General features: G+C 41.6%; 23 protein-coding genes, 2 tRNA genes, 1 pseudogene and 1 riboswitch. Of the genes and pseudogenes, 21 read left to right on the top strand and 5 right to left on the bottom strand.

Annotation, left to right across the window (positions count from 1 at the left end):
• Position 1 precedes the first annotated feature (1 nt).
• From N518_RS0115720 to ribB, 7 genes are all read left to right on the top strand, one after another.
• Positions 2 to 76: transfer RNA gene (locus tag N518_RS0115720), tRNA-Gln, on the top strand.
• Positions 77 to 167: 91 nt separating this feature from the next.
• Positions 168 to 242, top strand: a tRNA-Gln gene (locus N518_RS0115715).
• 36 nt (positions 243 to 278) lie between these two features.
• The gene (locus tag N518_RS0115710; protein ID WP_005015785.1) at positions 279 to 1,232 is read left to right on the top strand and encodes a ribose-phosphate pyrophosphokinase; all 954 of its coding nucleotides are present in this window, start codon (positions 279 to 281) and stop codon (positions 1,230 to 1,232) included.
• A 99-nt stretch (positions 1,233 to 1,331) separates the two neighbouring features.
• Positions 1,332 to 1,628: a 50S ribosomal protein L25 gene (rplY, locus tag N518_RS0115705; RefSeq protein ID WP_005015793.1), complete on the top strand. Its 297-nt coding sequence runs from the start codon at positions 1,332 to 1,334 to the stop codon at positions 1,626 to 1,628.
• A 19-nt stretch (positions 1,629 to 1,647) separates the two neighbouring features.
• Complete coding sequence (pth, locus tag N518_RS0115700; RefSeq protein WP_005015797.1) at positions 1,648 to 2,229, top strand: aminoacyl-tRNA hydrolase; 582 nt, start codon at positions 1,648 to 1,650, stop codon at positions 2,227 to 2,229.
• Positions 2,230 to 2,372: 143 nt separating this feature from the next.
• A complete protein-coding gene (panD, locus tag N518_RS0115695; protein ID WP_005015800.1) occupies positions 2,373 to 2,753 on the top strand; it encodes an aspartate 1-decarboxylase in 381 nt (126 codons plus the stop codon).
• A 198-nt stretch (positions 2,754 to 2,951) separates the two neighbouring features.
• Positions 2,952 to 3,105, top strand: a riboswitch (FMN riboswitch).
• 92 nt (positions 3,106 to 3,197) lie between these two features.
• Positions 3,198 to 3,857 carry a 3,4-dihydroxy-2-butanone-4-phosphate synthase gene (gene ribB, locus N518_RS0115690; RefSeq protein WP_005024979.1) on the top strand — a complete coding sequence of 220 codons (660 nt, stop codon included), beginning with the start codon at positions 3,198 to 3,200 and terminating at the stop codon, positions 3,855 to 3,857.
• Positions 3,858 to 3,893: 36 nt separating this feature from the next.
• Here ribB and N518_RS0115685 read toward each other — a convergent pair whose 3' ends face one another.
• Complete coding sequence (locus tag N518_RS0115685; protein WP_005015805.1) at positions 3,894 to 4,379, bottom strand: DUF1289 domain-containing protein; 486 nt, start codon at positions 4,377 to 4,379, stop codon at positions 3,894 to 3,896.
• Positions 4,380 to 4,493: 114 nt separating this feature from the next.
• Between N518_RS0115685 and N518_RS0115680 the strand changes: the two genes are divergently transcribed.
• The 3 genes from N518_RS0115680 to N518_RS0115670 all read left to right on the top strand — a co-directional run bounded on the left by N518_RS0115680 (position 4,494) and on the right by N518_RS0115670 (position 6,673).
• Entirely contained in the window at positions 4,494 to 5,426 is a 933-nt protein-coding gene (locus N518_RS0115680; protein WP_005024977.1) for a rhodanese-related sulfurtransferase, read from the top strand.
• A 268-nt stretch (positions 5,427 to 5,694) separates the two neighbouring features.
• Complete coding sequence (locus N518_RS0115675) at positions 5,695 to 5,961, top strand: hypothetical protein (RefSeq protein ID WP_026444506.1); 267 nt, start codon at positions 5,695 to 5,697, stop codon at positions 5,959 to 5,961.
• A 94-nt stretch (positions 5,962 to 6,055) separates the two neighbouring features.
• Positions 6,056 to 6,673, top strand: coding sequence for a DedA family protein (locus N518_RS0115670; protein ID WP_026444505.1), 618 nt, complete (start codon positions 6,056 to 6,058; stop codon positions 6,671 to 6,673).
• 162 nt (positions 6,674 to 6,835) lie between these two features.
• On the opposite strand, the gene N518_RS0115665 is transcribed toward N518_RS0115670, so the two are convergent.
• Both N518_RS0115665 and N518_RS0115660 read right to left on the bottom strand, forming a co-directional pair.
• Positions 6,836 to 7,360 (bottom strand): YecA family protein, encoded by a 525-nt coding sequence (locus N518_RS0115665; RefSeq protein ID WP_005015821.1) that lies wholly within the window; start codon positions 7,358 to 7,360, stop codon positions 6,836 to 6,838.
• Between the two features lie 63 nt (positions 7,361 to 7,423).
• On the bottom strand, positions 7,424 to 7,627 hold the full coding sequence (locus N518_RS0115660; RefSeq protein WP_005015822.1) for a PA3496 family putative envelope integrity protein: 204 nt from the start codon (positions 7,625 to 7,627) through the stop codon (positions 7,424 to 7,426).
• Between the two features lie 351 nt (positions 7,628 to 7,978).
• Here N518_RS0115660 and rpoD point away from each other — a divergent pair, with 351 nt between their 5' ends.
• The 6 genes from rpoD (at position 7,979) to N518_RS0115630 (ending at position 14,430) form a co-directional block, all read left to right on the top strand.
• Entirely contained in the window at positions 7,979 to 9,868 is a 1,890-nt protein-coding gene (gene rpoD, locus N518_RS0115655; RefSeq protein ID WP_005015823.1) for an RNA polymerase sigma factor RpoD, read from the top strand.
• Positions 9,869 to 9,972: 104 nt separating this feature from the next.
• The gene (locus N518_RS0115650) at positions 9,973 to 10,260 is read left to right on the top strand and encodes a YbeD family protein (protein ID WP_005015824.1); all 288 of its coding nucleotides are present in this window, start codon (positions 9,973 to 9,975) and stop codon (positions 10,258 to 10,260) included.
• Positions 10,261 to 10,318: 58 nt separating this feature from the next.
• On the top strand, positions 10,319 to 10,984 hold the full coding sequence (gene lipB / locus N518_RS0115645; protein ID WP_005024972.1) for a lipoyl(octanoyl) transferase LipB: 666 nt from the start codon (positions 10,319 to 10,321) through the stop codon (positions 10,982 to 10,984).
• 77 nt (positions 10,985 to 11,061) lie between these two features.
• A complete protein-coding gene (locus N518_RS0115640; protein ID WP_005024971.1) occupies positions 11,062 to 11,595 on the top strand; it encodes a hypothetical protein in 534 nt (177 codons plus the stop codon).
• Position 11,596: 1 nt separating this feature from the next.
• Positions 11,597 to 12,781, top strand: a complete 1,185-nt coding sequence (locus N518_RS0115635; protein ID WP_005015831.1) for an iron-containing alcohol dehydrogenase — start codon at positions 11,597 to 11,599, stop codon at positions 12,779 to 12,781.
• A gap of 257 nt (positions 12,782 to 13,038) precedes the next feature.
• Entirely contained in the window at positions 13,039 to 14,430 is a 1,392-nt protein-coding gene (locus tag N518_RS0115630; RefSeq protein WP_005015833.1) for an APC family permease, read from the top strand.
• A gap of 59 nt (positions 14,431 to 14,489) precedes the next feature.
• Here N518_RS0115630 and N518_RS0115625 read toward each other — a convergent pair whose 3' ends face one another.
• Complete coding sequence (locus N518_RS0115625; RefSeq protein ID WP_005015835.1) at positions 14,490 to 14,966, bottom strand: tRNA (cytidine(34)-2'-O)-methyltransferase; 477 nt, start codon at positions 14,964 to 14,966, stop codon at positions 14,490 to 14,492.
• A 34-nt stretch (positions 14,967 to 15,000) separates the two neighbouring features.
• Positions 15,001 to 16,374, bottom strand: a complete 1,374-nt coding sequence (gene cysG, locus N518_RS0115620; RefSeq protein ID WP_005024968.1) for a siroheme synthase CysG — start codon at positions 16,372 to 16,374, stop codon at positions 15,001 to 15,003.
• A 199-nt stretch (positions 16,375 to 16,573) separates the two neighbouring features.
• On the opposite strand from cysG, the gene N518_RS0115615 reads away from it, so the two are divergent.
• The 5 genes and pseudogenes from N518_RS0115615 (at position 16,574) to N518_RS0115595 (ending at position 21,577) form a co-directional block, all read left to right on the top strand.
• Positions 16,574 to 17,824 carry a dienelactone hydrolase family protein gene (locus tag N518_RS0115615; RefSeq protein ID WP_017400954.1) on the top strand — a complete coding sequence of 417 codons (1,251 nt, stop codon included), beginning with the start codon at positions 16,574 to 16,576 and terminating at the stop codon, positions 17,822 to 17,824.
• Positions 17,825 to 17,869: 45 nt separating this feature from the next.
• Positions 17,870 to 18,391: a flavin reductase family protein gene (locus tag N518_RS0115610; protein WP_005024959.1), complete on the top strand. Its 522-nt coding sequence runs from the start codon at positions 17,870 to 17,872 to the stop codon at positions 18,389 to 18,391.
• Positions 18,392 to 18,421: 30 nt separating this feature from the next.
• A pseudogene (locus N518_RS16575) lies at positions 18,422 to 19,512 on the top strand (LLM class flavin-dependent oxidoreductase).
• A 54-nt stretch (positions 19,513 to 19,566) separates the two neighbouring features.
• Positions 19,567 to 20,427 carry a hypothetical protein gene (locus N518_RS0115600; RefSeq protein ID WP_005024952.1) on the top strand — a complete coding sequence of 287 codons (861 nt, stop codon included), beginning with the start codon at positions 19,567 to 19,569 and terminating at the stop codon, positions 20,425 to 20,427.
• A 157-nt stretch (positions 20,428 to 20,584) separates the two neighbouring features.
• On the top strand, positions 20,585 to 21,577 hold the full coding sequence (locus N518_RS0115595) for an AraC family transcriptional regulator (protein ID WP_005024951.1): 993 nt from the start codon (positions 20,585 to 20,587) through the stop codon (positions 21,575 to 21,577).
• Positions 21,578 to 21,593 lie beyond the last annotated feature (16 nt).

Genomic DNA, 21,593 nt, shown 5'->3' with positions numbered 1-21,593 from the left:
TAGGGGCGTCGCCAAGTGGTAAGGCAGCGGGTTTTGATCTCGCCATCCGTTGGTTCGAATCCAGCCGCCCCTGCCATTTTCCTGTAAAAAGATAGAACGTTCATTTGCAAGTTCGTGTTAATTTACCTTGACATAACCATGCAAAAATATTAAAGTTCTGCCGCATTAGGGGTATCGCCAAGTGGTAAGGCAGCGGGTTTTGATCCCGCCATTCGTTGGTTCGAATCCAGCTACCCCTGCCATCTCATTCCATACATGCCAACCGCCAAGGGTGCTTCATGCCCAATCTTGTCGTTTTTAGTGGAAACGCTCATCCACAATTCGCTCAAAAAGTCGTAAGCCATTTACACATTCCGTTGGGAGCTGCTTCTGTAGGCCGTTTCTCTGATGGTGAAATTGCAGTAGAAATTACTGAAAATGTACGTGGTAAAGACGTCTTTATTGTTCAGCCTACCTGTGCACCGACCAACGATAACCTGATGGAAATTCTGGTTATGGCTGATTCATTGCGCCGTGCAAGCGCTGGTCGTATTACTGCTGTCATTCCTTACTTCGGTTATGCTCGTCAAGACCGTCGTCCACGTTCTGCTCGTGTGCCTATTACTGCTAAAGTTGTTGCTGACATGCTCACCACTGTCGGTATAGACCGTGTAGTGATGATTGACCTGCATGCCGACCAGATCCAGGGTTTCTTCGATATTCCTGTAGATAATATCTATGGTACCCCTGCACTGCTTGCTGATCTTCGTCAACAGTCACATCATAACCTGATGGTGGTTTCACCTGACGTAGGTGGTGTTGTACGTGCACGCGCAGTTGCAAAACAGATGGGTGATATCGATCTGGCCATTATTGACAAGCGTCGTCAAAAAGCCAATGAATCACAGGTAATGCATCTGATTGGTGATGTAAAAGACCGTGATTGTGTCATTGTTGATGACATGGTTGATACTGCCGGTACGCTTTGTAAAGCAGCTGATGCATTGAAAACTTTCGGTGCCCGTAAAGTGGTTGCTTATGCAACTCACCCGGTATTATCTGGTAAGGCTCTTGAAAACCTGAAGAACTCTGTGATTGATGAGCTGGTCGTATGTGACACAATTCCTCTTTCACAAGAAGCACTTGAGCTTGGCAAAATTCGTCAGGTATCGGTAGCTAGCATGGTTGCTGAAACAATTCGTCGTATCAATAATGAAGAATCTATTAGCGCAATGTTCGATAGTTACTTATAATAGCGCAGATTTTTTATAAACCCTGGCATAAGCTGGGGTTTTCTATTCACCAGACTGGTCGCAAGTCTGGTTTAACTTAAACTCAATGAGGAATATCTCATGGCTAATTTTACATTAAACGCTCAAGCGCGTGCTGCAGACGTACAAGGGAAAGGTGCGAGCCGCCGCCTTCGTCATGCTGCTCAACTTCCAGCAATTATCTATGGTGGTGATGCTGAACCTGTAGCAATTACCCTAGAACTTCGTCAGCTTGTAAAAGCTTTAGAAAACAATGCTTTTTTTGAAGAAGTTATTGAAATTGTTGTAGGCGACAAAACTGAAAGCGTAAAAATTCAAGCGCTTCAGCGTCACCCAGCTAAAAATACACCTATGCACGCTGATTTTAAACGCGCATAAGTGCTAAAAGGCAAAATTAGTGTCTAACATTTCACTGATTATTGGTTTGGGCAACCCAGGTACTGAGTATGCCCAAACCCGCCATAATGCCGGATTCTGGTTTGTCGAACGTCTGGCAGAACAATATGGTATTACTCTTAAAAATGATCCTAAATTCCATGGAATTAGCGGTCGTGGTCAAATCGAAGGACAAGATATCCGACTCTTGTTACCCACTACATTTATGAACCGTTCGGGGCAGAGTGTGGTACCCTTCGCAAAATTCTATCAAATTACTCCCCAGTCAATGCTAGTAGCGCATGACGAACTCGATATGAATCCTGGTATTATCCGGCTGAAAACAGGTGGTGGCCACGGCGGACATAACGGGCTTCGGGACATTACTCCGCATACCGGTCCTGACTTCCATCGTTTGCGTATTGGTATTGGACATCCAGGTTCTAAAGAGCGTGTTTCAGGACATGTCCTCAGCAAAGCCCCGCGCAGTGAGCAAGAGCTTATGGATGATGCGATTAGCCATACATTAAGTAAAATCAAGTTACTGGTTAATGGTGAAATACAGCAGGCCATGAACCAGATTAATGCTTACAAACCGGGCTGATAAAAACCTGCATTACTGAATAATCCATCTTGCCTTGACGCTCATTTAAGAGCAAAATGCGCAGCAGTTGCTTTATTGCACTCTGTATCAAGTGATTGATTTAACCCTAAGACCTATCCTGGTCGACCAAGGAGACGCTAGCCATGCTATCTCGTTTATTAAAATGCAAAATTCATCGTGCGGTAGTAACTCATGCTGAACTTCATTATGAAGGTTCTTGTGCAATTGATGGCGTTCTGATGGATCTAGCTGGCATCCGCGAATATGAAGAAATCCATGTATGGAACGTAACTAATGGCAAACGCTTTGCCACTTATGCAATTCGTGGTGAAGAAAACTCAGGGATTATCTCTGTAAATGGCGGTGCAGCCCATCAGGCAGATGTTGGAGATTTAGTTATCATTGCCACCTTTGGTGATTTTACCGAAGTTGAAGCCAATGCGCATAAACCGCGTCTCGTCTATGCCAATCCTGACAATACGGTAAATCACACTGCTAACTGTATACCGGTTCAGGTCGCTTAAAGTAAAAAAGATAATCTTAAAAAGCCCATGTATGGGCTTTTTTATATTTATAGCTGCACTTTACAGAAAAAGTATCTTAAATTTCATACAGTAATAACATACCCAAAAGGCATTTAGACTAATTTATTCTAAATATAGAACCGATCGTTCTATAGAAAAACATGATTATTCACTTAAAATTGCATTATAATTGAGCTACATCGCTTCAGGGCGGGGTGAAATTCCCCACCGGTGGTAAAGTTGTTTCAATATAAAATCAGCAAGCCCACGAGCGTATTACCTATTTAAAGTACTACGCAGATTTGGTGCAATTCCAAAGCCGACGGTATAGTCCGGATGAAAGAAGACGAGATTACCCTTATGTATATTTATATAGGGGTCGTTATATATTTCATATCTGTCCTGAAATGTTCCACTGTATTTTCATTTACGTGAGCGTTTCATATGTCTAGTTTAATTCAACCCGAACTGTTTTTTTCCGCTTTATCTCCTGCTGAGCAACGTATTCAGCAAGCTCTAGAAGATATTCGCCAGGGTAAGCCTGTACTGGTCATGGATGATTTTGACCGGGAAAATGAAGCTGATCTGATTGTAGCTGCTGAAACCCTCAATGTTGAAACCATGGCTCGCATGATTCGCGATGGTTCTGGCATCGTCTGTTTATGTCTTACCGAACAAGCTGCAGATCACTTAGAACTTTCGCCAATGGTGAAGCACAATTCCAGCCATTTTCATACTGCTTTTACAGTAACTATTGAAGCAGCTCAGGGGGTGACGACTGGCGTTTCAGCAAAAGACCGGGTAACTACTATTCATGCTGCAATTAAAGACGGCGCTGTGGCAAGTGATTTAAATCGTCCTGGCCATGTTTTTCCCTTGCGCGCACGAGACGGCGGTGTGCTGGTTCGTCGCGGACATACCGAAGGTAGTATAGATCTGGCACGTATGGCTGGCCTTAAACCGGCAGGGGTGTTATGTGAGCTGACCAATCCTGACGGAACTATGGCTACAGGTATTCAGGTACTGGCATATGCCCAGACTCATCACCTTACCGTAATTACCATAGAAGAGCTGGTTCAATACCGCATGCAACATCAAATCTAAAACTTAACAGACTTTTAGAATAGCCTCTCAGGAGGCTTACTCATCATCTTCCATATACAGCAGATTTTGTCGTATATCCCCTGCCCGTAACCAAGCCAGTTCATAACTGGCTTTAGCCAAAGCCAATACTTTTTGCTCAAATAGTTGCCATAATGGTTTGATCTGCTCAGCACTGATACCCAAACCACTCTCTTCAGCCAGATTCTTATTTTTTTCACAGATTTTAAGTGCATGGTATAACTTGCGTCCCTGACTTGCATTTTCCAGCAGACGTACCCGTTTTGATAAAACGAACTCCTCGACTTGTGCCAGCTGGGCCATCGGGAGCATAGGTACTAAAATCTGGTCCAGCTGGGCATCGAGTCGTTGCCACACTGCCATACGCTCTTCAACCGTATACGTATTCCACTGGATCACTTCATGATTAAAACGCCGGCACCCCCGACAGACCTGATCACCAAATACAGTTGAACAACGTCCAGCACATGGTGTCAGGGATGGGATACGGCGTTCAGTATTCAAGACAGGCTCCTTTCAATAAAAACCATAACAGCCATATGGTTTTCTCGCTTCTTCATAAAATTCGCGCTAAAATACGCGCCTTAATTTCCTATCTTAATACATTTGGAGTCTTCCATGAACGCTACTGTAGAACAGCTTGCACCTGTAGAACAGCAAGCGACCACTGACTGGGTTGTTGCCGCACTATATCAATTTAAAGAAGTCCAAGATCCAGCCGATCTTCAGCAGCGTCTTCTTGATCTGGTACAAGCTATGAACTTATGTGGGACTCTTATTGTAGCAGGAGAAGGTATTAATGGGACTGTAGCAGGCGACCGCAATGCTATTGATACTCTTCATCAGTTTTTGCTGGGCGAAGGGTTTAACGAAATGGAATATAAAGAGTCCCATAGTGCGGACAAACCATTTCGTAAGATGAAAATCAAGCTAAAAAAAGAAATCGTAACGCTCGGTGTACCGGTAAAACCACGTGACCTGGTCGGCCATTATCTTGACCCGAAAGAATGGAATGAGCTCATTGCACGCGATGATGTAATTCTGATTGATACACGAAACGACTATGAGTATAAGGCGGGTACATTTAAGGGCGCAATTGACCCTAAAACCGAAACCTTCCGTGAATTTCCCGAGTACGTAAAAAAGAACCTTGAACAGCATAAAGACAAAAAAATTGCAATGTTCTGTACCGGGGGCATTCGATGTGAAAAATCAACTTCATTACTTTTACAAGAAGGTTTTAATGAGGTTTACCATCTCAAAGGCGGTATTTTAAAATATCTAGAAGAAACACCACCGGAAGAAAGCCTCTGGGAAGGTGAATGTTTTGTCTTTGATGGGCGTACTGCTGTTACTCATGGCGTGGAAGAAGGACAGCACAGTAAATGCCATGCATGTGGATGGCCATTAACGCCTGAAGAAATTGAACTGCACAGCTATGAACATGGCGTATCTTGCAAGTACTGTATAGATAAAACAACAGAAAAACAGAAGGCAGGTTTCCGTATGCGTCAGTCTCAAATTGCTGCAGCAAAACGTAAACGTCTATAATTCTTTAATGTAATCTATATGTTAAAAACCGCATTAGTTTTGATGCGGTTTTTACGTTTTATCACATTCACTCGCAAACCCGCTATAGTTTTCTACATTTTCACTATCTGAAGCTTATTGTATTGCTCATTGATCTTGCTAATCTACACACTGTTAGATTTTGTTACCTTCTATTCACCATAAAAAATTTATAAGTCTATAGATATTACTCTTATAGGCAAATATGTGAATAAAACCATTCAGATTCATTTGCAGGAAGGCCAGATTTATGGAAATTAGTGAGCATACTGAATATCCAGCTTCTTCAAGCATCCATTCTTTACAGTCTAATCAGATTCAGGCTGAGCTAGAAAAACAACCCCATATTTTTATAGTCTTATTAGGTGCAATGATCGGTATCATCTTTGCGCTGTTTATTGCCTATCATTTGAAAGGAATGTTTCTTTCCTTACTCTGTATTGGTACGCTGCCTTTGTGTTTTGCCTACTTCTTGCGAAAAGTCTATATTCATACTTTAGTCAATTATCAGGAATAAACTCATCTACTTACATGATTTAGACAGAATAAAATAAAAGATTGGTTTTCACTGCAAAGTATAAATACCTAAACTGAATGACGTGAGCTGATCTATGAATCTTGATGAGTGGGTTATTTCAATCATGGAACAGTTAGGCTATCTGGGAATAGCCTTACTGATGTTTCTGGACAACATTTTTCCTCCTATCCCTTCTGAAGTTATTATGCCGTCTGCCGGTTATGTGGCGTCAAAAGGTGAATTGCTTTTAGTGGGTATCATTATTGCTGGTAGCTGTGGTTCATTACTGGCAGCGGCCCTACTCTACTGGATTGGCAGAAAAATTCCTCAGGACAGACTGCTTGATCTGGTAGACCGGTACGGTAAATATCTTTTCATCAAGAGAGCTGATGTTATTAAAGCCTTGAAATGGTTTGAACATTATGGGCATCGGATTGTATTCTTGGGTCGCATGGTACCTGCCGTACGCTCACTGATCAGCATTCCCGCAGGTATGAGCCGAATGCCATTCTGGAAGTTCATGCTTTATAGCGGGCTGGGCACAGTGATCTGGACGACATTTCTTGCATGTGTGGGTTTCTATCTGGGTGAAAATCAGGACAAGATGCATGCGCTGATGAGTAATGTCGGCAATATGGTCTTGGCTATTGTTGTGATTATTGCACTCTGTTTTGTATTTAAGTGCTACTGGAAGAAAAAACATTTCTCTTAGCAGCATTTTTTATCATAGCCGAACTTTCACAGCTGTAATTTTAGTCTGCTAAATTTTGACGAAATTCCCTGTGAATTATAACTATACTCATGATAATTATCTGATTCTGGCAAAAAACTATAAAAAAACACCCTGCATGAGGGTGTTTTTCTTTAAGAGAAACTATTCTGGCGTATGGTACATCAGATAGAGTTCATTGAGATTCTCTGGAATTTCCTCTGCCAATTCATCCATCAACTGGCCATTACGACGGAAAGATTCCATCTGCGGATCTTCTTCATCAACGCCACTGAACACCATAATCGGCAAGGTTAAGTCTACCAACTGATCTTCAAACTCTGGCGTAAACCAGGCTTCCTCATTTAAGAACATGGCATCGACAAAACCAACTGACCAGTCGCCCAAGCTGGATTCTACATCAGCTTCCTCAATTTCAAAGGGAAACTCGATACCCTCTTCATTGGCAAGATTTTGCTGAAGTGAAGTCAACCAGAGCTTGATTTGGGTAATAATTTCTGCTGGCACTTTCTTGTGATTATTATCAAACAGCTCTTCAAGCCAGCGATCAAACTTCGGGCCAACCGCAATAGCACATAAAAAACCGTGAGTTGCTGCAAAATCTAGACCATACTCATTTTGGTCACCATCTAGATACTCGCTCAACAGGTCTAAATCTAAAGCACTCATCTTGAATCCAAATTAATAAATTAAGCCTAGAATAGCATTTCTCGACGGGATGCCCAATCGGGTTTATTCGTCATCGTCGAGATCATCGTCATCAAAGTCGTAATCAAAATCTTTCAGTTCTCGTTCCAGGCGACGTTGAGCTAGCAGGTCATCGATCAGACGACGTTTTTCCAATGATTCTTTTGCGCTGATTTTACTCGACGCCTCATCAAAGCTGACATCATCATCACCGTAGTTATCATCTAATTCAAAATCTGTAGAAGACACTAAAACTACCTCGTAGTAGAAAAATGTGAATGGGCCTAGGCGCTATTTATCTTTCTTCATTTTAATTGTCAAGATTTATTTGTTTTTTTTGAGAATTCCAGTTAAATAACTCTTTTTTTTAACGGCAAAATTGTGTATTTATGGAGGACTAACTGAGTGATGGGTTTAACCTGACAAAATTTAGGCCATTCACTTGAAAAAAATAATTTTAGCCCAACATTCAACAATAATTGTGAAATGAAATCTATTTATAAAATCATGCTTGACTGATCAAATCAGAAAATTTTGATGCGATTTGTGCTATCATGCACGGTTTTTCACTGCCACAGATTCAACGAAGAGTAAGCAAAGATGAGCGATATGCATTCCCCTACTTCTCAAGTAGCGGCTCTGATTAGCCGAGGCAAAGAACAAGGTTACCTAACTTACGCTGAGGTTAACGATCATCTCCCAGACTCAATCACTGAAAGTGAACAGATTGAAGACATTATCCAGATGCTTCAGGATGTGGGTATTCCTGTACACGAACGTGCTCCTGAATCTGATGATGCGATGTTTGAGGATAACGCCGAAGCTGCCGATGAGGTAGCCGAAGAAGAAGCTGCAGCTGTTCTTGCTTCAGTTGAAAATGAGCCAGGCCGTACTACAGACCCTGTACGTATGTATATGCGCGAAATGGGTACTGTCGAGCTTTTAACCCGTGAAGGCGAGATTAGCATTGCTAAACGTATTGAAGAAGGTATTCGCGACGTTCTTCACTCTATTGCTTACTGGCCAAATGCAGTTGAAGTTGTATTAAAAGAATATAAAGATTATCAAGAAGGCGAACGTCGTCTGGCCGATATTCTTTCAGGCTATCTTGATCCGGAATCTGATGAAGAAATTCCTGAAGTGATAGAAGATGCTGTACTGGAAGAAGATGAAGATGAAACTGCTTCGAAATCGACCAAGGAAGTTAAACTTGATGACGATGAAGAAGAAGAGGAAGAATCTGAATCAGATGATGATTCAGAAGCAGATTCGGGCCCGGATCCTGAAATTGCCAAAGTTCGTTTCACCGAGCTTGAGACAGTCTGGCAAGAAACTAAGTCAGTAATTGAAAAGCATGGTCGTGATAGTGCAGAAGCAAAGGCTGCACTTGAGGCTCTGGCATCTGTATTTATGATGTTTAAGTTTACTCCGCGCCTATTTGATATTATTTCTGAAATGATTCGTGGTACGCATGAGCAAATCCGTACTTCCGAACGTGAAATTATGCGCTACGCAGTTCGTCGTGGCCGTATGGACCGTACCCAGTTCCGCACCTCCTTTCCAGGACAGGAGTCAAACCCGGGCTGGCTTGATGAACAAATGGCAAAAGCATCTCCAGATATTAAAGGTCATCTAGAAAAAGTTCGTCCTGATGTTTTGGCATTCCAGCAGAAGATTGCTGATATTGAGAAAGAACTTGGTCTGAACGTTATTGATATTAAAGATATCTCTAAACGTATGGCAATTGGTGAAGCTAAAGCTCGTCGTGCCAAAAAAGAGATGGTTGAGGCCAACTTGCGTCTGGTAATCTCGATTGCCAAAAAATATACCAACCGTGGACTGCAATTCCTGGATTTGATTCAGGAAGGTAATATTGGCCTGATGAAAGCCGTAGACAAGTTCGAATACCGTCGTGGCTATAAGTTCTCAACTTATGCTACCTGGTGGATTCGTCAGGCAATCACCCGCTCAATTGCCGATCAGGCACGTACCATCCGTATTCCGGTGCACATGATTGAAACAATTAACAAGATCAACCGTGTATCACGTCAGTTACTTCAGGAAATGGGCCGCGAGCCAACACCGGAAGAGCTGGGTGAACGTCTGGAAATGGATGAGGTGAAGGTACGTAAGGTACTTAAAATTGCCAAAGAACCGATTTCAATGGAAACACCAATTGGTGATGATGAAGACTCGCATCTAGGAGATTTCATTGAAGACCAGAACATTACCTCTCCGGTAGACGCTGCAACTTCAGAAGGGTTAAAAGAAGCAACACGTGAAGTTTTAGAAAACTTAACCGAACGTGAAGCTAAAGTTCTGAAAATGCGCTTTGGTATCGACATGCCAACTGACCATACATTAGAAGAAGTGGGTAAACAGTTCGACGTTACCCGCGAACGTATCCGTCAGATTGAAGCCAAAGCTTTACGTAAATTGCGTCATCCATCCCGCTCTGAGCACTTACGTTCATTCCTGGAAAATGACTAACCGGGCTGGGACCGGTTTGAAATATAACCCGCTGCCCTCATATTTTAACTAACTGTTCAAGACGCCTGCTTCAGCAGGCGTTTTCTATCATTTTGAGGTGTCTTATGCTTGACCGTACCCCATCGCGTGAGCTGCGTGAAGAACTTTGGGTTTTCCCGATGGATTATCCTATCAAGCTCATCGGCAATGCTGGCGATGAACTGCGCATAGCAGTAATTGAAATTCTGCTTAAACATTTCCCTGATTTTGATGAAGCAACCTTAAAGATACAACCATCACGTACAGGAAAATACCACTCTCTTACTGCCCAGTTACGTTTCGATGAACTGGAGCAGGTTCATGCACTTTATGCAGACCTGGCCGCTTGCCCTTATATTAAAACCGCGCTTTAATTCAAAACCAGATATGAACAATATCTGGTTTTTTACTTTCTGATAGGGTCATTTTACTATGGCGGAACAAGTAACTGAATCTAAGCCCGCATTAACTGTACGCTGTTTTAAAGGATTACAGGACTATACCCCAACTTTTGAAGCCATGAAGCGCTTCACCGAGCAGCGGGATAAAGATACGCCCGATGAATTATGGTTATTGCAGCATAATAATGTTCTTACTCAGGGACAGGCTGGGAAACCTGAACATATCCTCCAGCGTCCAGATATGCCAGTAGTGCAGAGTGATCGTGGCGGTCAGGTAACCTGGCATGGCCCAGGTCAGCTAGTAGCTTATTTCATGTTTGATTTGAATCGATTGAAATGGAACGTGCGTACGCTGGTCAGTTTTGCCGAACAGTTCATGGTCGATCTGCTTAAAAAGTATGGAATTGAAGCATATGCCAAGCCAGATGCGCCGGGTGTCTATGTTGCTGACCGTAAAATCGGTTCTTTGGGATTCAAGATTCGTCGTGGCCGTAGCTATCATGGACTGGCATTAAATATTGACTGTCAACTGGACGGCTTTCATTGTATTAACCCTTGTGGTTATGCCGGTCTGAAAATGGTACGGTTAAATGATCTGCTGGATGACTACCCTACCTTTGAAAAACTGTGCCAGGACTTCATTGAATATCTAGACAACACCCATTACTTTAGTGAACTGCAAGTCAATAATGAATAAATGACTTTGCGAATGTTATAAAATACATTAGAGTATTTACTCTAAATAATAATATTTTTCAATAAAGGGATAAGCGAGTGATTTCTATAAACTCTGTAAAACCCGCTTTGCAGCAGGCTTATGTCAGGCTGATGATGGATATCATTGGACGCGGACTGGTCATGGCCAGTCAGGTTGACCATGAAATTCAGCAGGAAGTTGCAAAATTTCCAGAAGGATTTGTGTTGTCGATGACCGTATATCCAAATGGTCCGGCCTTTGTGGCACAAGTGACAGCAGAACGGCAACTTAAACTGTTAAATGATTTTAATGGCAAACCCGACCTGACCATCATGTTTAAACACCTGAGTCATGCATTCTTAGTTTTTTCCTTTCAGGAAAGTACTGCACAATCGTTTGCAAATGACCGTATGGTTGCCGATGGCGATGTAAGTTATGCAATTCGTCTGGTACGTTGCCTCAACAAAATGGAATCTCTGATCTTGCCAAAACTGGTTGCAGAGTTTGCAGTAAAACAATATCCGGCCAAACTTGGCTTAAAAGAAAAACTTAGTGGCGCTACCAATATTTATTTAAAAGTTGCCCAGTCCTATTTCAAACGGAGTACTTAACATGGCTAAACCTTATTATGAATTTTTCTGTCCAGTTAAAGTAATTGCAGGAAATGCCGCGTTAGAACATATTCCTTTTGAACTGGCTACTTTAGGCGCCAAGCGGCCGATGATCATCACTGATAAAGGCGTACGGGCTAATAATTTATTACAGCCGATTGAAGCAGCTTTTGAGTCAACTGACGCTGTGATTGGATGTATTTTTGATGATGTGCCACCGGATTCAAGTCTGCAGACTGTGCGTAATGCGGCACAGGCATACCGTGACAATAACTGTGATGCCATCATTGCTGTTGGTGGCGGTTCAGTGATCGACACCTCCAAAGCTACCAATATTTTAGTCTCTGAAGGTGGCGATGACCTGCTGAAATATTCCGGTGCACACAATCTGCCGAAAGCTTTAAAGCCATTTTTTGTAATTCCTACTACTTCAGGTACAGGTTCTGAAGTAACCATGGTAGCTGTTGTATCTGACACAGAAAAGAATGTGAAACTGGCTTTTGCTTCTTATTATCTGATGCCACATGCAGCTATTCTTGACCCGCGCATGACTTCCAGCTTGCCCCCCCATCTGACGGCCATGACCGGTATGGACGCACTTACACACTGTGTCGAGGCATACACCTGTCTCGCCTCCAATCCTCTAAGTGATGCTTATGCTGTCGCCGGTATCAAAAAAATCAGTGAAAACCTGTTTAAAGTTCTGGATCAGCCCAATAATGCACAAGGTCGTCTGGAATTGGCACAAGCCTCTACCATGGCTGGTATTGCATTTTCTAACTCTATGGTCGGTCTGGTTCACTCGCTTGGGCATGCACTGGGCGCGGTAGCTCATTTACCGCATGGTTTATGTATGAATCTGTTTCTGCCTTATGTACTGGAATATAACAAAAGCATTAATGGCAATAAAATCGGTGAGCTGCTGTTACCGCTTGCAGGTGCAGATACCTATGCCCAGACACCAGCAGAGCTGCGTGCAGACAAAGCTATTGCAACTATCCTGACCATGCGTGACCATCTATATAGCCTGACTAAACTCCCGAGAACCCTACGTGAAACTGGTAAAGTCACTGAAGAACAGCTCGATGAGGTGGCAGAAAAAGCCTTAAATGATGGCTCGATTATCTTTAATCCGAAAGAAGCCACTCTAGATGACCTGCGTGCGATTTTACAAAAAGCTTGGTAAAGGCTGGTTTATATAACTTTTGCGTCCAAAATTTAGACCAATTTTGGACGTTTTTCTTTTAAAACAGAAGACGACCTATCTGGGTAATATTTTAACTAACCAAAAAAATGCTAAAAAATCCTGCAAAGCTACTGACAATATAAATCATTTAAGATAGATTGGCGCGCACTTTGCTTTATTTCGTAGGGGGGATCGTTCGTCTCAAACGATCCTTAAATATAGCTGATCCTTGATCAACGATTATGAGGATAACGCCGTTGACTAATTTCACTGGGACGCAATCGGCAGCCAAACTGCAAAAAACGCTAGGCCTCTGGCACATTATTATTATTGGTTTGGCCTATATTCAGCCTATGACCTTGTTTGATACATTCGGTCTGGTATCTGAAGAAAGTCATTATCATGTACCTACTTCCTACATTATTGCCCTGATCGCAATTCTGTTTACCTCGATCAGTTATGGTCATATGATCCGTCGCTATCCATCTTCCGGGTCTGCATATACTTATGCCCAGAAATCCATTCATCCGAATGTCGGCTTTATGGTGGGCTGGTCATCCTGGTTAGACTATTTATTGTCACCGATGGTAAATATTATTCTGGCGGTCATTTATCTGGAAGCTTTATTTCCGGATGTGAATCACTGGGTATGGGTAATAGGCTTAACTGCCTTTATGACCGGTGTAAATCTGCGTGGTGCCAGATTTGTAGCGAATTTCAATAGTATAATCGTGTTTATACAGTTGGGCGTAATTGCCTATTTCACCTGGATGGTCTACAACCTCCTGATTGGTGGAGTAAATGCTGATGGTACTCTGGTCAATGCAAAATACCAGTTATGGAGTCTGGAACCGTTCTGGAACGAGATGACTAGCCTGGGTGCTTTAATTACCGGTGCAACTTTACTCTGCTTCTCATTTACCGGTTTTGACTCCTTAAGCTCACTGGCTGAAGAAACAAAAGATACTGAACGCACTTTGCCTAAAGCAATTTTCCTGACAGCTTTAATTGCAGGTGTGATCTTTATTATCAGCACCTACTTCATGCAAATCTATTTCCCGAATGATCCGAAGACTTACTTTGAAGATGTAGCGGCAACCCAGCCAGATATCCTGCAAGCTGTAGGCGGCGTGGCTTTCAAGACTGTTGTCCTTTATTTTGCAATTGTAACAGTCATGGCTTCAGGAATTTCAGCACATGCTGGCGTATCCCGCTTGATGTATGTCATGGGACGTGATGGAGTAATTAATAAAAAGATCTTTGGTCATATCAGTCCTAAAAGCTTCACTCCGTCTTACAATATTATGATTGTAGGTGCAGTTGCCTTAACTGCTGGGTTCATGGACCTGGATATTGTGATCTCAATGATCAGCTTTGGTGCGCTGACAGCATTTACATTTGTCAATCTGTCCGTAATTTCGCGTTACGCACTACGTGATGGCCGCAGCAAGAACCTCAAAGATATTTTTAACTTTGTAGTTATTCCAATGCTCGGTTTTATCAGCATTTTTGCAATGTGGCTAGAGATTGAAGAAACAGCATTGAAATATGGTTTATGGTGGGCCATGTTTGGTATTTTATACTTAGGTTATAAAACTAAAGGCTTTAAATACCCTGCTCCACAGCATAATGAATATGATGATCGCTGATCATAAAATATAAGAAAAGGAGGCGCATTGAGCGCCTCTTTTTTATAGGTTAATTTAGGTTAAAGCGGTTGAAACCCCTGCTGGCGCCATGCTTCATATACAATAACAGCAGTCGCATTTGATAAATTTAAACTGCGTGATTCGGGTGCCATTGGTAAACGAATCCAATGCTGTTCTGGAAACATCAGGCGTACCTGCTCAGGCAAACCACGAGTTTCCGGCCCCATCAGCAAAGCTACCGGACGGTTAAGATCAGCAGTATGCGGCGTTTCAAAGCCTTTAGTGGTTAATGGATAAACCGCATCTATACCAATTCCTTTGGTCTGCAAGTGTGCAAGGCATTCTTCAATATTTTCCCAGATCTGCATACGAGCCCATTCATGATAATCCAGCCCTGCACGTTTAAGCTTTTTATCATCAAGTTCAAAACCTAACGGTTTCACCAAATGCAGTTGAGCGCCAGTATTGGCACACAAACGGATAATATTTCCTGTATTTGCAGGAATTTCGGGCTCAAATAACACAACATGAATCACAAATATCTACTCTTTAAAATGGTACAGTTAAGTATTACTGCCACTGCAACTGTTCACGTAAACGAACAACTTCACCAATGATCGTTAAGGTCGGAGCCTGAATCTGATGTTCTGAAACTTTAGAGACAATATCTGCCAATGTGCCGATTACTACTTTCTGCTCTGGTGTAGTACCTTTAGAAACGAGTGCAACCGGCATATCTGGGCGCTGGCCATGTTCTATCAGTCTTTCACAGATTTTCTCAAGTCCTACCAGACCCATATATAGTACTAGTGTCTGATTCTCATACACCAGCTCTGACCATGGCAGTTCCGGTGAACCTTCCTTTAAATGCCCCGTCAAAAAACGTACACTTTGAGCATAATCGCGATGAGTTAATGGAATACCGGCGTAAGCAGAGCAACCAGATGCCGCAGTAATACCCGGCACGACCTGAAATGCGATACCTGCTGCAAACAGCTCTTCAATTTCCTCACCTCCACGTCCAAAAATAAACGGGTCACCTCCCTTAAGACGGCAAACCCGCTTTCCTTGTTGTGCGTACTTTACCAATAAGGCATTAATTCCTTCTTGCGGTACGGCATGGTGGGAACGCGCTTTACCAACATACACCTTTTCTGCATCACGTCGGCAAAGTTCCAGAATAGGTCCAGAGACCAGACGGTCATAAATGACTACATCGGCCTGTTGCATCAAACGCAGGGCCTTTAAAGTAAGTAATTCTGGATCACCGGGACCTGCCCCGACCAGGTAGACCTCACCTTTTGGCGTTTTCCAGGTTGAGAGGGCCTGCTCGATTAGCTGCTCTGCATCGGTCAACCTGTCATTAAACACCTGTTCTTTAAGCGGACTGGCATACAACTCTTCCCAAAATATTCGGCGCTCATCAGGATTGACTATTACTTCCTTAACGCGACTACGCCATTTTCCAGAGAATTCAGCCAGTTTACCCATTCCATAGGGAATAGCCGCTTCGAGCTGGGTTCGAATCTGGCGCGATAATACTGGTGATGTCCCGTTACTGGCAATCGATATTACCAAGGGTGAACGGTCAATAATTGCTGGCACCATAAAACGGCAATGTGGAGGGTCATCGACACTGTTCACTAAAACATGATCTGTCTCACAGTCCAGAAAAACCTGCCGGTTTACCTCTGCAACATTAGTTGCGGCAATAACCAGACGATACTGCTTTAATTTAATATCAGCCGGATAACTTAGTGCAATATGCTGTCCGGCTGTTTGCATGACAATCTCTGCCAGTGCCGGGTCAATATCGGGTGCCAGTACATCAATGATGGCACCTGCCTGAGAGAGCAAGACCGCTTTGCGGTAAGCAATCTTTCCTCCTCCTACAATCAGACAAGGTTGCTGCTGCAACTTTAAAGAGATTGGAAAAATATCCACAAATTTTACCCTCATATCACTGCAATATTTTATCATCATCCCTTTGAACCGGGATGTTAAAAAGTAAATAAATAGCAAAAAACTTGCCATTTTTGGTTTATCAGCTGGTGCAAAAATGGATAAAGCTTGAACTCAATTTGGATAGTCAAATTTCCTGATGATGTCGATGATAGATCTAATTATTCAGGAGATTACTATCATGGCTGGATCTTATATTGACGTCCAAACAGCAACAGGTTCGTTTAAAGCATATCTTTCCGTTCCAGAAGCAGGCCAAGGCCCAGGCCTGATTTTGTGCCAGGAAATCTTTGGTGTAAATGAAGTGATGCGCCAAAAAGCAGACTTTCTGGCGGAAGAAGGTTACACCGTAATCGTGCCAGACTTATTCTGGCGCATTCAGCCTAATGTTGAACTCGGTTATACCGATGACGATTGCCAGAGAGCATTCGACTTATATACCAAGTTTGATCAAGACACAGGTATTGAAGATATTCAGTCTACTATCAATACCCTTAAACACTTAGAAACTGTAAATCAGGAAACAGGTATAGGTTTAGTCGGTTATTGCTTAGGCGGGAAACTCGCTTATCTGGCTGCTTGCCGTATTCCGGAATTAGGTTGTGCAGTGTCGTACTACGGCGTAGGTATTGAACAGAATCTTGATGAAGCGAAGAATATCAACTCTAAGCTAGTTTTGCATTTTGCAAAACTTGACCAATTCTGTGATACCAACACACGGGAAAAAATTCTTTCTGCATTAAAAGATAATACAAAGATCGAAACCTATGTCTACCCAGGCGTAGATCATGCATTTGCTCGTCCGAACAGTATGCACTATGACAAACCAAGTGCATTAATGGCACATGAGCGCAGTATTACGGCACTCCGCAAAGCGATTGGTCCACACTATGACCTCGCTGCCCTATGGGAAGAACACGTCCGTTTCGAATTTGATACGCGAAATGTGCCAGATACGATGGCAACCATGGTTGCTGAACCTTATGTAAATCATATCCCAACTTTAACAGGTGGTGTGGGTTATAAACAACTTGCACGCTTTTATCAGTATCACTTTATACATAACAATCCGAAAGACATGAAATTAACTCCAATTTCACGCACTGTCGGCTCTACGCAAGTGGTGGATGAATTCATCATGAGCTTTACCCATGATGAAGAAATCGATTGGTTAATTCCAGGAATTAAGCCAACAGGCAAATATGTCGAGATTCCGATGCTCGGAATTATCAAATTCCGTGGACCAAAACTTTGCCATGAGCATATCTACTGGGATCAGGCAAGCCTGCTTGTACAAATCGGGGTACTAGACCCAACCGGCCTACCAGTTGCAGGTATTGAAACTGCGAAGAAACTTCTGGATGAAACGCTCCCCTCAAATGAATTGATGCCCACTTGGCCGTCAAGTGAAAACAAACCTGTTGGCGAATAAGGAATAAGGTTCTGACTCTTCGAGCCTCTATGAAGGAATATGATTATGCTGAATGTAATGACCCCAGTAATACAACTTGAACCACGGTCACTTCGCCAACTACTTGGTCAATACGCCACAGGTATTACGGTAGTGACTGCCCTGGATGTGAATCAAAGAAAAATAGGAATGACAGCCAACTCCTTCACATCAGTTTCACTTGATCCCCCGCTTATTCTCTGGAATATCGCAAAGTCAGCAACCCATTTTGAAGATTTCAAACAGGCAGAATACTTTGCAATCAATATTCTTAATGAAGATCATTATTTAGAATCAAAACATTTTTCTAAATCTGCGGATGACAAATTCGAAGGACTTGATGATGTAGATGAGTACATGGGCATACCAATTTTAAACAAGTCCCTCACGACTTTTGTGTGTCGTCAGTATGAACTGCATGAAGCGGGTGATCATTACATCATCGTTGGTCAAATTGAAGCGTGCCGCAATCAAATGGGTAATCCACTGGTATTCCATAACGGACAGTATAAACAGGCTAATGTACACCAGGCTTTTGCTGGTGTGTAACCCGGCTCATTTGTTTAAAGGATTTTTAGAATGAAACAACATCACTTTTTTAAAGATAACCGGTTTTTATTAGGTTCATTTGCTTCAAACTGTTCAGGTGGCATGACCGTTTCAACACTTGAAGATCGTTGGAATGCAAGTTGGGAGAAGAATTTAGAACTTGGTAAAATGCTGGATGAGGCAGGGATTGACTTCATGCTACCGATTGCACGCTTTACTGGCTATGGGGGGCAGACAGATTTCCAGGGTACAATTTTGGAAACCATGACGTGGGCAGCTGCTTTACTAGCCTTGACAAAAGATATTACTGTCTTGGCAACAATTCAGACAGTACCTAACCATCCTGTAGTTGTTGCCAAACAGATTGCAAAATTATCTGAAATCAGCCAAGGTCGTATTGGTTTAAATATTGTCGCCGGATGGAACAAACCTGAATATGAAGCTTTAGGATTATATTTACCCGATGACCATGAAACACGCTATGGGTATGCACAAGACTGGTATGATTTAATTAAAAAAGTATGGACCAGTGAAGAAAAATTTGATTTCGAAAGTAAGTTTTTCAAAACTAAAGGAACTTATGGAAAACCGAAACTCCTAGTCCACCCTCCAATTTTTAATGCAGCAGGCTCTAAAAATGGTCGTGAGTTTGCAGTAAACAATGCAGACTTCCTGTTTACGCCAGCCTCTGATTTAGGCCGGAGTAAAACTGAAATTGAAGAATTAAAACAAACAGGTCTTAAAGTGAATCGCAAGGTTAATGTGATGACCTGACCTTTTCACACGTGATTTGCCGTCCAACGCAAGAAGAAGCCCAGGCTGAATGGGATCGTCAACTCAACAATGCCGACGTGGTAGCTGTCGATAACTTGATGAGTCTAATGTTCGCGCATGCTCAAAGTTTTCCAAAAGAAGTTCAACAATCGATTCGTGAGGTCATGAGTGTTGGCCATGGGGGTTTTCCTCTGCTAGGGACCCCAGAACACGTTGCTCAAGGCATTATTGACTTACATAAAGCAGGCTTCAGGGGTACAACGCTTTCTTTCCTTGATTATAGCCGCGAGTTTCCATACTTCCGTGACCATGTTTTACCCATACTGGAAAAATATAATATTCGTTAACCCCCTAAACCGACACATTTACTGTCGGTTTATTTTTTTAAGGAGGATTTTATTGTGAAATTTTTATTACATGAGTTAAGTGCAGGTGTCTTATGCTGCTTTCTTACGACAACTACATTGGCGGCTAATTGGAGCAATACCTCTTTAGTAGCCAGTTATGGAAGAGACTTTTCTGAACCTTTTAAAAATGATGCACAAGGTAATGCGATTGATATTAAAAAGTACATATTTAGTTTGGTTTACTTAAGTGGCTATACCTATGGGACCAATTTTTTCCAATTAAATATGCACCAATCATCCAATGAGCCGAATACCAATAAAGCATCTGGTCATGGAGCTCAAGAAGCTTATGTTATTTATCGGCACACCTTGGATATTCCAAGTATTACACAACACAAAATCGAAGATTCTGCCTGGTTAAAAAGCTATGGCTTCACTGTTGGTTTTGACTGGAATACCAAAAATGATGACTATGGTTCTAATCGTCAAATGTATGTTGCTGGTCCAAGCATCACCCTAAATGTACCTGGTTATTTAAATCTAAGTTTACTGGGCTATTATGAAAGCAATGATGCCAATGTTTTAACCAGTAAATACACGTATGATCCATATCTTGCCTTACAAGTACTTTGGGATTTTCCAGTAATGCAAAGTAATTGGAATTATCAGGGAATTGGTGTTTGGATGAGTCCTAAAGGCAAAAATGAAACCGGTGGCAAGACGGCAAGTGAAATTTTTGTCGATATGTCAGTCATGTATTCTTTATTGAAAGACAAATCTGTTCACCAGCCAAAATTGAAAGCTGGGGTTGCCTATCAATACTGGAAAAACAAGTATGGTAATAATGAATCAGGGGAAGCAGGACGGGGAGCAACAGCAAGTAGCCCCATGCTTCGGCTTGCCTATCACTTTTAAATAATAACTTACCTGTACTCTAATGAATTACCAGATCAGTATTTTTATATTATTTTGATTTAAATAAGTTTATTTAAAATGAGATAAAACACAAAAGCAAAGATTATGGATTGATTTTTGCATAGAAAATATCAGCAAGCTAAGGATAGAGGTAATTATGTATAGTCAGAAACATAGGTCTATTTCTAGAATTCAGTCTCACACGCAGAATATTCATGATGCCAGGCACTGTCTTGATTTAATTATTGGTCCACATGATTTAGTTGACTCGAATAAATATGAACCTCTAGATTTTAGTTTTCATGGTTCACAGATCGGTCGTATGATTATTGGTGACTTAACTTACGGTAAAGATATTATTTTTAAAACCCATGACCAAGAGGATATGAACTATTTTTGTATTACACGCCCTAAAAATGGGCGCCCCTTGTTTAAAAAAGATGGTGCTATTTTCTATGCATGTCATGATCAGGCTTCAATTGTTTCTCCTGAAGATAAATTTGAATTAATCATCGATAAAAACTGTATTCAAACCTTCATTTCTTTTTCAAAAACTTTTGTTGAAAAAATCTTATCTGATTTAATTTCTCAACCCGTAATACAACCTCTTATTTTTGAGAATGTAATGGATAGTCACAATCCCAAAATTAAAGCCTGGTGGGATTTAATCGATAGCATTAAGAACTTTACGCATAATTTTACCAATGCCTCTTTCTTTCAAGAAATGCGGTCAGATTTTGAATATATTATTGTCAAATCATTATTATTGTCACAGCCAAACAATTACAGTGATTTGATTTATAAAAATACTCTGGACTACCCTGATTTTCTTAATCGGTTATTAGAGTTTATTCAAAAAAATATACAGCAAAAAATTGAAATTTCAGATCTGGAATACGCTTCGGGTTTAAGTAAAAAGAAATTAAATACAATTTTTAAAAAATATTTAAAATGCAGCCCGAATGCCTATATTCGACATTACCGACTTAAATGTATTTATAATGAAATTTCCCAATCAAGCTATAAAATTAATATTACTGAGATTGCATACAAATGGGGAGTTACGCATTTAGGTCGCTTTTCTATTGAATATAAAGAAGTATTTGGTGAAAAACCTAGCGAGACTTTAAAGAAAATTATAGAACGCTAATTAGCACATCATAACT

The organism is Acinetobacter sp. UNC436CL71CviS28 (genome assembly GCF_000620525.1).
GTDB lineage: Bacteria > Pseudomonadota > Gammaproteobacteria > Pseudomonadales > Moraxellaceae > Acinetobacter > Acinetobacter radioresistens.
This window is presented reverse-complemented; position numbering and strand designations above follow the sequence as displayed.

Coding starts and splice junctions, on each gene's coding strand:
- panD (WP_005015800.1), top strand. CDS start 2,373: ATGCTATCTCGTTTATTAAAATGCAAAATTCATCGTGCGGTAGTAACT.
- N518_RS0115650 (WP_005015824.1), top strand. CDS start 9,973: ATGCTTGACCGTACCCCATCGCGTGAGCTGCGTGAAGAACTTTGGGTT.
- N518_RS0115610 (WP_005024959.1), top strand. CDS start 17,870: ATGCTGAATGTAATGACCCCAGTAATACAACTTGAACCACGGTCACTT.
- lipB (WP_005024972.1), top strand. CDS start 10,319: ATGGCGGAACAAGTAACTGAATCTAAGCCCGCATTAACTGTACGCTGT.
- N518_RS0115670 (WP_026444505.1), top strand. CDS start 6,056: ATGAATCTTGATGAGTGGGTTATTTCAATCATGGAACAGTTAGGCTAT.
- N518_RS0115710 (WP_005015785.1), top strand. CDS start 279: ATGCCCAATCTTGTCGTTTTTAGTGGAAACGCTCATCCACAATTCGCT.
- N518_RS0115665 (WP_005015821.1), bottom strand. CDS start 7,360: ATGAGTGCTTTAGATTTAGACCTGTTGAGCGAGTATCTAGATGGTGAC.
- rplY (WP_005015793.1), top strand. CDS start 1,332: ATGGCTAATTTTACATTAAACGCTCAAGCGCGTGCTGCAGACGTACAA.
- N518_RS0115680 (WP_005024977.1), top strand. CDS start 4,494: ATGAACGCTACTGTAGAACAGCTTGCACCTGTAGAACAGCAAGCGACC.
- ribB (WP_005024979.1), top strand. CDS start 3,198: ATGTCTAGTTTAATTCAACCCGAACTGTTTTTTTCCGCTTTATCTCCT.
- N518_RS0115675 (WP_026444506.1), top strand. CDS start 5,695: ATGGAAATTAGTGAGCATACTGAATATCCAGCTTCTTCAAGCATCCAT.
- N518_RS0115635 (WP_005015831.1), top strand. CDS start 11,597: ATGGCTAAACCTTATTATGAATTTTTCTGTCCAGTTAAAGTAATTGCA.
- rpoD (WP_005015823.1), top strand. CDS start 7,979: ATGAGCGATATGCATTCCCCTACTTCTCAAGTAGCGGCTCTGATTAGC.
- N518_RS0115615 (WP_017400954.1), top strand. CDS start 16,574: ATGGCTGGATCTTATATTGACGTCCAAACAGCAACAGGTTCGTTTAAA.
- N518_RS0115595 (WP_005024951.1), top strand. CDS start 20,585: ATGTATAGTCAGAAACATAGGTCTATTTCTAGAATTCAGTCTCACACG.